General features: G+C 56.5%; 13 protein-coding genes and 1 riboswitch. Of the genes, 12 read left to right on the top strand and 1 reads right to left on the bottom strand.

Annotation, left to right across the window (positions count from 1 at the left end):
* Positions 1-226: 226 nt before the first annotated feature.
* The 11 genes from cobT (at position 227) to CXF87_RS00330 (ending at position 10605) form a co-directional block, all read left to right on the top strand.
* On the top strand, positions 227-1276 hold the full coding sequence (cobT, locus tag CXF87_RS00380; RefSeq protein WP_101145015.1) for a nicotinate-nucleotide--dimethylbenzimidazole phosphoribosyltransferase: 1050 nt from the start codon (positions 227-229) through the stop codon (positions 1274-1276).
* The gene (gene cbiB / locus CXF87_RS00375) at positions 1273-2277 is read left to right on the top strand and encodes an adenosylcobinamide-phosphate synthase CbiB (RefSeq protein ID WP_101145014.1); all 1005 of its coding nucleotides are present in this window, start codon (positions 1273-1275) and stop codon (positions 2275-2277) included. Before cobT ends, cbiB begins: the two co-directional genes overlap by 4 nt.
* Complete coding sequence (cobD, locus tag CXF87_RS00370; protein WP_101145013.1) at positions 2274-3377, top strand: threonine-phosphate decarboxylase CobD; 1104 nt, start codon at positions 2274-2276, stop codon at positions 3375-3377. Before cbiB ends, cobD begins: the two co-directional genes overlap by 4 nt.
* Complete coding sequence (locus CXF87_RS00365; protein WP_101145012.1) at positions 3361-3912, top strand: bifunctional adenosylcobinamide kinase/adenosylcobinamide-phosphate guanylyltransferase; 552 nt, start codon at positions 3361-3363, stop codon at positions 3910-3912. The genes cobD and CXF87_RS00365 overlap by 17 nt, the downstream gene beginning before the upstream one ends.
* A gap of 16 nt (positions 3913-3928) precedes the next feature.
* Positions 3929-4699, top strand: coding sequence for an adenosylcobinamide-GDP ribazoletransferase (gene cobS / locus CXF87_RS00360; protein WP_101145011.1), 771 nt, complete (start codon positions 3929-3931; stop codon positions 4697-4699).
* Positions 4636-5289, top strand: a complete 654-nt coding sequence (locus CXF87_RS00355) for a histidine phosphatase family protein (RefSeq protein ID WP_101145010.1) — start codon at positions 4636-4638, stop codon at positions 5287-5289. Before cobS ends, CXF87_RS00355 begins: the two co-directional genes overlap by 64 nt.
* Positions 5241-5666: a bifunctional adenosylcobinamide kinase/adenosylcobinamide-phosphate guanylyltransferase gene (locus CXF87_RS00350; RefSeq protein WP_101145009.1), complete on the top strand. Its 426-nt coding sequence runs from the start codon at positions 5241-5243 to the stop codon at positions 5664-5666. Before CXF87_RS00355 ends, CXF87_RS00350 begins: the two co-directional genes overlap by 49 nt.
* A gap of 67 nt (positions 5667-5733) precedes the next feature.
* A riboswitch (cobalamin riboswitch) is annotated at positions 5734-5969 on the top strand.
* A 143-nt stretch (positions 5970-6112) separates the two neighbouring features.
* Positions 6113-7951 (top strand): TonB-dependent receptor domain-containing protein, encoded by a 1839-nt coding sequence (locus tag CXF87_RS00345; RefSeq protein ID WP_101145008.1) that lies wholly within the window; start codon positions 6113-6115, stop codon positions 7949-7951.
* Entirely contained in the window at positions 7932-8855 is a 924-nt protein-coding gene (locus CXF87_RS00340) for a cobalamin-binding protein (protein WP_198555966.1), read from the top strand. Before CXF87_RS00345 ends, CXF87_RS00340 begins: the two co-directional genes overlap by 20 nt.
* Positions 8855-9835: a FecCD family ABC transporter permease gene (locus tag CXF87_RS00335; RefSeq protein WP_101145007.1), complete on the top strand. Its 981-nt coding sequence runs from the start codon at positions 8855-8857 to the stop codon at positions 9833-9835. Before CXF87_RS00340 ends, CXF87_RS00335 begins: the two co-directional genes overlap by 1 nt.
* Positions 9835-10605 (top strand): ABC transporter ATP-binding protein, encoded by a 771-nt coding sequence (locus CXF87_RS00330; protein ID WP_101145006.1) that lies wholly within the window; start codon positions 9835-9837, stop codon positions 10603-10605. The genes CXF87_RS00335 and CXF87_RS00330 overlap by 1 nt, the downstream gene beginning before the upstream one ends.
* A gap of 3 nt (positions 10606-10608) precedes the next feature.
* On the opposite strand, the gene CXF87_RS00325 is transcribed toward CXF87_RS00330, so the two are convergent.
* Positions 10609-11499 (bottom strand): NAD-dependent epimerase/dehydratase family protein, encoded by an 891-nt coding sequence (locus CXF87_RS00325; RefSeq protein WP_101145005.1) that lies wholly within the window; start codon positions 11497-11499, stop codon positions 10609-10611.
* 168 nt (positions 11500-11667) lie between these two features.
* Here CXF87_RS00325 and CXF87_RS00320 point away from each other — a divergent pair, with 168 nt between their 5' ends.
* The gene (locus CXF87_RS00320; protein WP_101145004.1) at positions 11668-12279 is read left to right on the top strand and encodes a Yip1 family protein; all 612 of its coding nucleotides are present in this window, start codon (positions 11668-11670) and stop codon (positions 12277-12279) included.
* The last annotated feature ends 6 nt before the right edge of the window (positions 12280-12285 follow it).

The following is a 12285-nucleotide window of genomic DNA, read 5'->3' as shown; positions in this document are numbered from 1 at the left end:
TTTAGTGTCGATATAAGAGACTTTACGGCAATAAAAACCACAATTGTAGTTTTATTACCCGAATATGGGGCGTCGAATTTTTCCCGCAAATGCGCGGATGAATCCAAAGAACCCCAACAGCTTGGTAGAGCCACCAGTGAAATAGCAAGTATAGCACTCAGGCTTTTGCTACCCTTTTGCGCGCTACGTTTAATATTTCTTGTCTACTCACCAAGCCGGAGCCTGCATGCACGCGATTCTTGACGACATCCAGCCAGTTAATTTTCATGCAGGTGAGCAAGCGCGTCGCTACTTGGATACGTTAACCAAGCCGCCAGGCAGCTTAGGTGACCTAGAGGCGTTAGCCATTCAGCTTAGCGCTATCACTGGCGAACTGAAGCCCAGCGTAATACCGCCGGCCGTGATTGTGTTTGCCGCCGATCATGGCGTTGCCGCGGAGGGTGTTTCAGCCTTTCCGCAAGCGGTGACTGCTCAGATGGTGGCTAACTTTGCCCAGGGCGGCGCGGCGGTTAACGTGTTTGCCCGGCAGATTGGCGCGCGTGTTGAAGTGGTGGATGTCGGCGTGGCGAGCGATATCACGGCAGCTGGTGTGGTGAATGCCAAGGTATCCCGCGGTACCGCCAACATGGCGATAGAAGATGCGATGCAGCCTGAGCAGGCAGCAGAGGCCATTAATGCAGGCGTGGTGGCGGTAGAGCGGGCAATAAAGGCGGGGGCAAAGTGCCTTATAGTCGGGGAGATGGGTATTGCCAACACCACCGCCAGCAGCGCCATGTTAGCAGTGTTAACCGGCGAGCCGGTAGCAAGCCTAGTGGGCGCTGGCACGGGCATTGACCCACAGCAGCTAACCCATAAAGTGGCCGTCATTGAGCGTGCCATCGCGGCGCGCAATGCTGATTCACAGGCACCCTTAGAGGTGTTGACCAAGCTGGGCGGGCTGGAGATCGCCGCCATGACCGGCGCGTATTTAGCTGCAGCAGCGCATCGGTTGCCTGCGATTGTGGATGGCTTCATCGCCACCGTCGCCGCACTCACCGCCTGCCGGATGTGTCCCGCAGTGCGCGGCTATTTGATTTTTGGCCATCGTTCCCAAGAGCCGGGGCACGATGTTGCGTTACGTGCACTAGACGCCAAGCCGCTGCTGGATATGGGCATGCGGCTAGGCGAGGGCAGCGGCGCGGCGCTGGCGTACCCCTTGCTGCAGGCGGCCACAGCGATGATGGCGGAAATGGCCACTTTCGCAAATGCCGGTGTTAGCGATAAGGCATCACCATGATCCCAGGCGCCACTTTTGGCGGTATTGTGCTGATCATCTTAGCGATCATAATTGATTTGCTCATCGGCGATCCGCGCTCACTGCCACACCCGGTGGTGCTGATCGGGCGGTTTATCAGTCGTTTTGAACAGCTTTGGAATCGCGGGACTGCGCAGCAGCGTAGAGTGTGCGGCTTCCTGCTGACGCTCATCGTGGTAGGTGGCGTATGGAGTATCAGCTGGCTGCTGCTAGCAGTGTTAACGCAGTTGCACCCTGGGTTGGCTTTGGTCGCCGAACTCTGGCTGCTCTCTACGACACTGGCGATCAAAGGATTGGGCGATGCGGCCCGCGCGGTGGTAGAACCGCTAACCAAGGGCGATTTGCCCGCCGCACGCCAAGCGCTGGGCATGATTGTGGGCCGCGACACCCATCGCTTGGATGAAGCGGAAATCACCCGGGGCACTGTGGAAACCGTGGCTGAAAACACCGTGGACGGCATCACTGCGCCGCTGTTTTTTGCTCTTATTGGCGGGGCACCGCTAGCGCTGGCGTATAAGGCGGTAAATACTCTGGATTCGATGGTCGGCTATAAAAACCAGCGTTATGCTGATTTTGGTTTTGCCTCCGCGAAGCTGGACGATGTGGCCAACTGGGTACCCGCACGCTTAACCGCGCTGTGTCTATGGCTCGCTGGCCTGCTGCTGAGCACTTTTACTGTTTTAACGTTACGCTGGAAAGGTGCGCTACGTGGCACGTGCCGGGATGCGCCTCGCCATCCCAGCCCGAACGCTGGTTGGCCGGAAGCCATGGTAGCGAGGCTGCTGGGTGTACAGTTGGGCGGCACCAACTTCTATAAAGGCGTGGCTTCCCACCGTGCGACCCTGGGCGAGCCGCTTGAGACGCTGAGTGTTGCTCATATCGGCGCTACTGTCCGTTTGATGCACGGCGCCTGGATGCTATTTATGTTGCTGTCAGTGGTCGTGATAATGGGGCTACTATTCATTTTTCAGGGGCTATTATGAGCAAATTAATATGGCCCAGCCACGGTGGCCAGGCCGAGGCACTATTAGCCCACTTTGGGTTGCCCGCCGATCATCGCCTGGACGACTTTAGCGCCAACCTCAATCCCTTGGGGCCTCCGGCGTGGGTTCGCGATTGGTTAGCAAAACAACTGACAGGTCTTGAACGCTACCCCGCGCCCGATTATTCCGCTGCTCGTCAGGCCATCTCCGCCCACCACCAGCTTCAGCCCGAACAGGTGCTGTTAACCAACGGCGGTGCCGAGGCCATCTTTCTGACCGCTGCGTTACATGCGGGTAAGCGAGCCGCTATACTGACCCCAAGCTTTGGCGAGTATGCCCGCGCCTGTCATGCCCACTGGCTGTCGATTAGCGAGATTCCGCTGTCCCCACTGGATTTCAGTCTGGATATTGATGCGCTGATAGCTGCGTTAAGCGATACCGATGTGCTGTTTCTATGTCGCCCGAATAATCCTACTGCAACGCTAATCGACTTCTCGACCATGGTGGTCTTGCTGGAGCACACCGCTGCTCTGAATTGCCGCGTGGTGGTCGATGAAGCCTTTATCAATATGGTGGGTAACAATCAAGAAGAGGCTTCGCTGGCAACGTTATTGGCGCGCTATCCGCATCTGATCTTGCTCCATTCTATGACCAAATTTTATACCCTGCCGGGGCTCCGGCTGGGCTACCTACTAGCAGATGCGGCCACGGTTCAAGCGGCACAGACCCATCAACCGCCCTGGAGCGTTAATCACTTAGCGGCAGAATTGGTAGCGCCGCTGCTGGCGGATGATGCCTTTACCCGACGCACTCAGCGGTGGTTGGTCAGTGAGCACCCACGCATGACACAAGCGCTCGCTCAATTGGGGCTACAAGTGGTGCCCAGCCAAGCGTGCTTTTTCCTGCTCCGCCCGGGGGCCGAACAGCGTGCAAGCGGCATCACTAGCGACGTGCTGTTTGAGCGCCTGTTGCGCCGGGGCGTACTGGTGCGCCATACGCATAATTTTGCCGGGCTTAATGGCGAATGGCTGCGAGTGGCGCTACGCGACGAGCCCGCCAATCGACGCTTGGTAAAGGTGCTGAATGATTGTCTTCGTTAGCGGTGGTGCGCGTTCTGGTAAAAGCGATGTTGCCGAGCAGCAGGTTGTGAATGCAGCGGGCAGTTCGCCCTGTTACTACTTAGCCACCGCAGACGTATACGACGCCGAAATGGCCGCGCGCGTAGCCCGTCATCGTCAATCCAGACAAGAGGAGTGGCAGAGCGCTCAGTGGAAAACACTGGAAGAGCCACTTGCCATTGATCAAGCGCTGGCTAAGGTGCCAAGTGGTAGTGCCGTGCTGCTGGATTGCTTAACGCTCTGGGCCAGCCAGGTGCTGTACGCCAGTGAGCTGAGCGAAGAGGAGGGCTTGGCGCTGCTAGCAAGCGCACTTGCCGATGCCCGAGCACGTAGCCTCTATCTAGTGATTGTCTCCAATGATATCAACGAAGCGCTGCCGCCCTCGGATGCTGAAACCTGGCGCTATCTGGCGTTTCTTCAGCGCGTTCACCGCTGGCTAGCGGCAGAGGCGGACTCGGTAATAGAAGTGGTGGCGGGGTGCGTCATTGATTGGAAGTCCGCAAAGGCATTTTGTTAATGAAGGAGCTGTCGATTTGAGAAATGCCCTGTTCGGTCTTCTGCTTGCGCTGCAGTTCCTTACTCGCGTCCCAATTCCAATAGCCGTTCCCTGGACACCTGATACCCGACGCTGGGCAGTACGCGCCTATCCGTTAGTGGGGCTGTTGATTGGCACTGTGCTAGCGCTAGTGGCGCTGGGGATGCAAAACGTTCCCGCGCCGATCACCGCGCTGACATTGCTAAGCATTTGGGTGGCTATTTCGGGCGGGCTGCATTTAGACGGCGTTATGGATATCGCCGATGCGCTGGGTAGTAATCAGCCCCTGGCGCGTCGTTGGGAAATCATGAAAGACCCGCAAATCGGCAGCTTTGGTATGTTGGCGCTGGTGTTTCTGCTTGCCTGGAAGGCTATGATGCTGTGGGCATTGCTGGCTTATCACGCACCCTGGTGGTGGCTATTAGCAGTCCCCGCGCTAGGGCGCTGGGCAGGCGTGGCGTTACTGGTGCTGACTCCCTGCGCACAACAGAAGGGCTTGGCCTGGAGCTGGCAGCAGTCGCTTAGCGGCCAGGATGTGGCGCTTGCATTGGTGCCGATCGTGCTGATGGCATTGCTAGCGCCCGCGATAGTGTTGATGGTGCTAACGGTCACTGTTTTTGTGTTACTAATCCGCTGGCTAATGTTGCGACTGTTTAACGGAATTAACGGCGATACGGTAGGCGCCACCATCGAAGGGGGAGAGCTTTGGCTACTGATCTTACTGTGGAGCTGGTGGCAGTTCGCCACGGTATCACCGCTTGGAATTTAGAGCGTCGTTATCAAGGCCAGCGCGATATTCCGCTGCTGCTTCCTGACGCTGAAGTTGGGCTTCTAGCACTGCGCGACGCGTTGGTGGATGAGCGGTTTGATGCTATCTACTCAAGCGACCTTAACCGCTGCCAACAAACCCTGGCGTGGACAGAAGTCACAAAGGCTGGCGTGCCACTCACTCTTGAACCACGCCTGCGGGAACTCGATTTTGGCGAGTACGAAGGCAAGGTTTACGACGAGCTAAAAGACTTGCCGCACTACCGTGCCTGGATTGATAGCGTGGGCGAGCTGCAAATTCCTGGGGGCGAATCGGCGGCTCAACTGCGCGAGCGTCTTGATGACTGGCTTTATGATTTGGCGACCAACTCTCTTGCCGATGGCCACAAAAAAGTCTTGGCTGTCACCCACGGCGGCGTGATCCGTGAGCTACGTCGCCGCTTTGAGACGATCCATTTCTGGGACGGTACCGTGCTTCAAGCGCAAGGCAGGCGCTGGCAGCTTATTTATCAAAAAGACGAACATGGCAAAGGGGAATGGCAATGCAGCTCTTCATCGGCGGTGCCTGCGCTGGCAAACGCGACGCCGTAATCGCTCGCTTTCCCGAAGCGCAGTGGTGGCTGCTTGATGCTGCGCAGCCTTTCATCGTTAGCCAGCAAGCGCTAGTCGCCAATACGCCGCTGATTATCACTGGCGTGCTTGAGTGGCTAGGTGCTGCTCTTGAACGTGATGATAACGATGCCCTGCGCCAGCAGTGGCAGCGCGATATGATCCAGCTTTGCCAGCGCGCCGACGAGTTAAACGCGGCGTTAATCATGATCGCCACCGACGTCGGCCGTGGGGTTGTGCCCATGGAACCAGGGCAGCGGCGCCTGCGTGATCTCAATGGCTGGTTCACCCAAGACGCCACCGCCCAAGCTGAACAGGTGTGGTATGTGCGCCATGGGTTGGTGATGGCGCTCAAGTAGCCACTGGCGGCTTTCCTGTGCGTGATACCCCGCTCCAATTCAATTGACCTCCCTTTGGCAAGTTGCTAGTTTACGCCCACTCTCAGGTGCTGGCGGCTGAAAAGCCGCTAGTGAAACGGGAAGTTGGTGAACGCCTCGCGCGATTCCAACGCTGCCCCCGCAACGGTGATCGAGATAAGAACGGCTAAAACGCCACTGTGCTTACGCACGGGAAGGTGGTCGTTCGGAAAAGCGTGGCTCTGCTCTTGCTAGAGACGCCTTTCGCTCGTCAGCCCGGAGACCGGCCCGAGAGTAATGGTTCTAACTGAACCAACCATGCCGAGACGCGGAGGGCGTTCTTAGGGCAGTGAACGGTAGCGCAACGCTATCGTTACTCCCTTGTTTTGCCCTGCGCTCGGTCAAAAAACTGCGTTGTGCGGGTGAGCACGACGAGCAAGGGGTCTCACATGAACCACCGTTTTCACACCTCCGCCAAACGGGCGGCGTTTTGTATGGCTGCGTTACCGCTAGCCATCTCCTTTTCTGCCCAGGCCCAATATTCTGAAGCGACGACCGAATTAGCCGTGCTAGATCCCGTCGTTGTGACTGCTGCGTTAGCGCCCCGCACCGCCAACGAAAGCCTCTCTTCCGTTACTGTGCTGGATGAGGCCACTTTTCGCCGCCAAGACCCAGTAAGCATTACCGACCTGTTGCGTGGACAACCTGGTGTTGATGTCTCTAGTAATGGCAGCTTTGGTAAAAACAGCAGCGTCTTTATTCGTGGCACTGGTAGTAGCCAAAATGTTCTCTTAATTGATGGTATTAGATTGCGTTCCGTTACCAGCGGTGGGGCTGCTTGGTCATACCTTGATCCGCGCATGTTTGACCGCGCTGAAATCGTTCGCGGCCCACGGGGTAGCCTTTACGGTGCAGATGCGGTCGGCGGTGTTATTCAGCTTTTTACGCCTGATGGTGACGAAGAGGGCCCGCAACCGAGAATCTCCGTCGGCGGTGGTTCATTCAATACCCAGCGGTTAAGCGCAGGCGTTTCGGGACGCGAGGGAGGCACGCGTTACAGCTTTGCCGGTAGTCATTTCAATACCGACGGCCAGCCCATTCGACGGGGTGGTGAAGACAAAGGCTACGACAACACTTCTGCGCTGGCCCGTGTTGCGCATACCTTTGAAAGCGGTGCTGAGGTGGGTGTGCTGGCGCTGCGCGCTCGCGGTAACAACGAATATGATGGCGGAGAGAATGATTTCGTCCAGCAGGTGGCGGGTATTTACGGTGAGTTGCCGGTTACCGATACCTGGCGCAGTCGTTTAACGCTTAGCGAATCACTCGATCAAAGCGATAATTATGATGATTTTGGTGATTCAGTATTTAACACTAAAGTGCGAACTGCACGATGGGAGAATACCTTTACTGCTGGTACTCACGAGCTCATTGCTGGTGCAGAGTATCAAAATGACAGCATCGCAGACAGTGACACTGGTTTTGGAACTTATGCTGAAGAAGAGCGGGATAACCGGGCAGTATTTGCCCAAGGGCTATTAGACTTTTCTCCATTAACGCTACAAGCTAGTTTTCGCCTTGATGATAACGAAGCCTATGGCGATGAATTGACCGGTAGCTTGGCGGCAGGCTACGCATTGGATGGTATTCACATGCTAAGGGCAAGCTTTGGCACTGCTTTCAAAGCTCCTACTTTCAACCATCTTTACTATCCGGGATTTAGCAATCCCGAGCTTGAGCCGGAGAGTTCTGCAACAGGTGAGGTGGGTGTGCGGGCACAGTACAAGCACTGGTACTGGGATTTAGCTCTCTATCAATCTGATTTCGATAACTTGATTATCAACGTCGATACCAGCGGGGATGATTTTGTCGATACCCCTCAAAACGTCGATAACGCCCGTATCCGTGGAGCTGAACTGGCTAGCGGAATTGATCTGGATTCATGGACAATTCAAGCGGCATTTACCTATACCAACCCTGAAAATCGTGATACCGGTAACCGTCTCCACCGGCGTGCCAGCGAAAGTCTGCGCCTTGATATCGACCGTGACCTGGGCGACTGGTCGTTGGGCGGTTCATTTGTTGCCCAGAATCACCGTTACGAAGATGCTAACAATGAAGAGCGTCTTGGGGGTTATGGCCTAGTGAATCTTCGGGCTGGATGGGCGTTTGCGCCGCTCTGGACGGCGCGTGTTACGGTAGAAAATGCCTTTGATAAAGAGTATGAAACGACGAGCGACTACATCAACGCTGGCCGAGCAGGATTCTTGAGTGTTCACTTTGGTCAATAAAAAGAGTGATTTAGCGCGCGGGGCCTTGGGCCTCGCGCTGTTGCTAATGGCGTCTGTGTCGTATGCCAACGATCACTCACGCTGCGCAGTGGATGATCGTGACCGAGAAGTCTGCCTTCACAATGCTGCTCAGCGAATTGCCACGCTCTCGCCTGGCGCAACCGAGCTGACCTATGCGGCTGGCGCGGGCGGTCAGGTAGTCGCCGTCGTCTCGTATAGCGACTATCCGCCGGAAGCCAAGCAAGTGGCGTCTGTGGGCAGCCATACCCGAATTGATTTAGAAAAGCTGGTGGGCCTGGCGCCGGATTTAGTGATTGGCTGGGTAACCGGCAACCCCGCTGAGCAGCTTGAAACCCTCGAAGCCTTGGGCATGCCGGTGTTCTATATAGAGCCTCGCGATATGGACGGCGTGGCCAGCGCCATCGAGCGCTTGGCGCGGCTGGCCGGAACGGAAGCGGCCGGGCAGGCGGTGGCCGATAATTTCCGTACTACCATGAATGCCTTGGAAGACCGCTATCGAGACCGCGAGCCGGTAGCCACGTTCTACCAAGTGTGGGATGAGCCATTAATGAGTGTTAACGACCAGCACCTTATCGGCCAGGTGGTTGAGATTTGTGGCGGTAAGAATGTGTTTGGCGAGCAAACGCGCCTTGTGCCGCGTATCGACGATGAAGCTGTGTTGGCAGCCAACCCTGAAGCGATCGTGGCGGGTGGCATGGGCGAAGAGAACCGCCACTGGCTGACGCATTGGGAGCAGTACGCCAACTTGAAAGCGGTTGCGGAAGATAACCTTTTCTTTGTGCCGCCTTCACTGATTCAGCGGCCCACGCCGCGCCTGATGGAGGGCACACAACTCCTGTGTGAAAAGCTTGACATCGCCCGCCAAAAACGTGAGCGCAGCTAATGCTAGCGCGCCTGGGTCTCCCGCTTAGCCTGCTATTACTAGCGGCGCTGGCTTCGCTAATCATCGCCATTGGCGTCGGCAGCGCGCAGATTTCACCGGCTGAAATTTGGCAGGTTTTGATGGGCAACAGAATGCAGGACGATGCACTGGCGCGAACCATGGTGATGGAGCTGCGCTTACCCAGAGCGTTATCGGCGTTTGCCGTAGGTGGTTTGTTGGCGGTAGCCGGTGCACTAATGCAGGTGCTGCTGCGTAACCCTCTTGCGGACCCATACGTGCTGGGCCTTTCCGGCGGCGCTTCCATTGGTGCACTGGCTGCCATGCTCGGTGGGTTAGGCGGGCTGGTGATTTCTGGTTCGGCATTTGGCGGCGCACTGCTATCGACGTTTTTAGTCTTTGGCTTGGCCCACGGCAGCGGCGGCTGGACACCTTCGCGGCTGCTGCTTACCGGCGTGGTGGTCGCAGCGGGGTGGGGCGCGGTGATTACCCTAATGCTGGCGATGAGCCCTGCCGAACGCCTGCCGGGTATGCTCTACTGGCTGATGGGCGATCTCTCCTATGCGCGCACGCCTTGGCCGCCGTTACTGCTGTTACTGGCCACCTGCGTGGTGCTGATTCCGCTTGGGCGTAGCTTGAATGTGCTGGCCCGTGGCCCACAGCAAGCCGCCGCACTGGGCGTTGCGGTTCGGCCGCTTGAGTGGTGTATCTACGTTGCCGCTAGTTTACTAACCGCCGCTGCAGTCACCACGGCTGGTAGCATTGGTTTTGTCGGTTTAGTGGTGCCGCATATGCTGCGTCTGCTGTTAGGCAATGATCAGCGGCTGATACTACCGGCCTGTGCACTGGCAGGCGGCACGTTATTAGTGCTGGCCGACACCCTGGCGCGCACGATGATTGCCCCGGAACAGTTGCCCGTAGGAGTAATCACCGCGCTATTGGGTGTGCCTACCTTCCTGTTTCTGCTCTACCGGAGCCGCTGATGAGCGTACTGGCTACCCGCGATCTCATCATCGATGTGCCTGGCCGTGAAGGTGGTACGCCGCTTAATATCACCATCGAGCCAGGGCAGGTGTGGGGCGTGTTAGGGCCTAACGGGGCGGGTAAAACGACGCTATTACACACCTTAGCTGGCCTGCAGGCGCCACGTTCAGGCAGTGTTCAGCTTAACGATTTAGCGCTTAGTCAACTGCGCCGCCGCCATGTTGCTCAGCGATTGGGGTTGGTGTTTCAGGATCGCCAGGATGGCTTTCCCGCAACCGTGCTGGAAACCGCGCTGATTGGCCGTCATCCCTATCTCTCGCCGTGGCAGATGGAGGGCGCCGATGACTACGCCCGTGCCGAAGCTGCGCTTGAGCGATTAGATGTGGCGCATCTGCATGACCGTTTAGTCAGCACGCTTTCCGGCGGCGAACGCCAGCGGGTAGCGATTGCCACCGTGCTGACCCAGGCGCCCAACCTGTGGCTGGCCGACGAGCCCACCAACCATCTTGATCTTCACCACCAGAGCGCCGTCATGGCGCTGATGGCAGAGCAGGCTGCCCAGGGGCAGGCGGTCATCATGTGCTTACACGACCTAAACCTGGCTGCCCGCTGGTGCGACCATATTTTACTGCTCTACCCCAATGGAGAGGCGTGCTGGGGCCCGCGGGATAGCATGCTGATGCCCAGTGCTTTAGAAAGCCTCTACCGCCAGCGGCTAGCGGTGGTAGAGGTGGATGGGGCACCGGTGTTTGTGCCGATAAAGGGCTAATGCCTACTGGGCCAGCTCTTCCCGCCAGGAGTGGCGTGGTTCAAAGCCGACCAGACGACGGGCTTTTTCGATGCAGTAGAAGGTTTCGAATTCGCCCATTTCGCGCTTGATGGGTACGCCGGAGTAGAAGCGCTCTATCACCTGGGCGTTGGTCAGGCCCACTGATAGCTCGTTATTCGCCACGTTAAACACCTGATAGCCCAGGCCATCCGTTTTCAGGCAGCAATCGACCATCTGGCCCAGGTCGCGGGCGTCGATGTAGGCGAATATATTGCGGCGGCGCAGGGCAGGATCATCCATGTAGGCTGGGAAATCCTGACGGTATTCGTGGGGCTCGATAACGTTGTTGATGCGCAGGCCGTAGATATCGATGCCCGAGCGCGCCTGGAAGGAGCGTGCCGTAACTTCGTTAACTACCTTGCTCATGGCGTAGCTATCTTGAGGCACGGTGGGGTGCTCTTCATCGACGGGCAAGTAGTCGGGTTTTTGCTCGCCATCAGCGAAACAGACACCGTAAGTGGTCTCGCTAGAAGCGAAGATGACCTTGGGAATACCTAGCTTGGTGGCAGCATCAAGAATGTTGTAGGTACTTAGCGTATTGATGCGGTAGGTCTCGTTATCCGGCCTATGCAGAATAGCTGGTATGGCCGCGAAGTGGACAATCGCATCATAGCGCGGCACGCCGGTGCCGGGTTCCAGCTCATCGAATCCCGCGTTGGCTTGGCAAGCATTAAACACTTGCCCAGCATCGGTCAGATCTGTTTTCAGGGTAGCAATGCCGGGCACATCAGACGCCACCCAGTCCAAATTGGTTACGCGATGGCCTTGATCGCGAAGATAAGCGGTCGCATGACGACCAGCTTTGCCACTGCCGCCAGTGAACAGAATACGCATATGAACTCCACCAATGAATAGAATGAGCTACTCCACCTTAGCAAAGAACATTCCTCATCTCCGAAAATGATTTTGTGTTCTACACTAAAATTTGATTCGGAGCGTTATTGATCCGATCGATCATTGTCTGGCCCTAATAGTTCAACTACAAAAAAATGAGAGGTCGTTATGGTCAATCATGTTTGGGGACTCCTCCATCATCCTGAACAGGAGTGGTACAAGATCAATGAGGAGCATGAGTCTGTTAGTCATCTCTATGCTCACCATGTCCTGTTGCTCGCTGCCGTTCCAGTTGTCTGTGCCCTGATAGGTACCACCCAGGTAGGCTGGACTTATGGTGGCTCGGAAACCTATAAAGTCTCCCTTGCTAACGGTATTGCTTTGGGCGTGGCTTTTTATTCGCTGATGCTAGTGGCAGTGGGTGTTGTGGGCAGTATGATTTACTGGATGGCTCGTAATATAGATAATCGGCCCAGTCGCCGCGATTGTCTTATTTTCGCGGGGTATATTGCGACACCGATGTTCCTGTGTGGCGTTTTTGCGCTCTATCCGGCTTTCTGGTTTTGTGTGCTGGGTATGGTGATCGGCCTACTCTATAGCACCTATCTGCTCTATAAGGGAACGCCCAGCTTTCTGGGAATCAGTCATAAGCAGGGGTTTATTCTGTCGACCACGACGCTGGGTATCGGTGTTTTGGTGCTGGAGGCGCTGCTTGTCGTCGTCGTACTTCTGTGGAGTATGGGGACGGATCACAGTGTGGTTTGGCACCTTTTCCGATGAATGCAC

The organism is Halomonas sp. MES3-P3E (genome assembly GCF_002836035.1).
GTDB classification, from domain to species: Bacteria; Pseudomonadota; Gammaproteobacteria; order Pseudomonadales; family Halomonadaceae; genus Vreelandella; species Vreelandella arctica.
Note: the sequence above shows the minus strand (reverse complement) of the source record. Positions and strands in the feature narration are given on the sequence as shown.

Excerpts from the sequence above, each read along its gene's own strand:
- cobD (WP_101145013.1), top strand. The coding sequence starts at position 2,274 with ATGAGCAAATTAATATGGCCCAGCCACGGTGGCCAGGCCGAGGCACTA.
- CXF87_RS00350 (WP_101145009.1), top strand. The coding sequence starts at position 5,241 with ATGCAGCTCTTCATCGGCGGTGCCTGCGCTGGCAAACGCGACGCCGTA.
- CXF87_RS00345 (WP_101145008.1), top strand. The coding sequence starts at position 6,113 with ATGAACCACCGTTTTCACACCTCCGCCAAACGGGCGGCGTTTTGTATG.
- CXF87_RS00320 (WP_101145004.1), top strand. The coding sequence starts at position 11,668 with ATGGTCAATCATGTTTGGGGACTCCTCCATCATCCTGAACAGGAGTGG.
- CXF87_RS00365 (WP_101145012.1), top strand. The coding sequence starts at position 3,361 with ATGATTGTCTTCGTTAGCGGTGGTGCGCGTTCTGGTAAAAGCGATGTT.
- CXF87_RS00335 (WP_101145007.1), top strand. The coding sequence starts at position 8,855 with ATGCTAGCGCGCCTGGGTCTCCCGCTTAGCCTGCTATTACTAGCGGCG.
- cobT (WP_101145015.1), top strand. The coding sequence starts at position 227 with ATGCACGCGATTCTTGACGACATCCAGCCAGTTAATTTTCATGCAGGT.
- CXF87_RS00325 (WP_101145005.1), bottom strand. The coding sequence starts at position 11,499 with ATGCGTATTCTGTTCACTGGCGGCAGTGGCAAAGCTGGTCGTCATGCG.
- CXF87_RS00330 (WP_101145006.1), top strand. The coding sequence starts at position 9,835 with ATGAGCGTACTGGCTACCCGCGATCTCATCATCGATGTGCCTGGCCGT.
- cbiB (WP_101145014.1), top strand. The coding sequence starts at position 1,273 with ATGATCCCAGGCGCCACTTTTGGCGGTATTGTGCTGATCATCTTAGCG.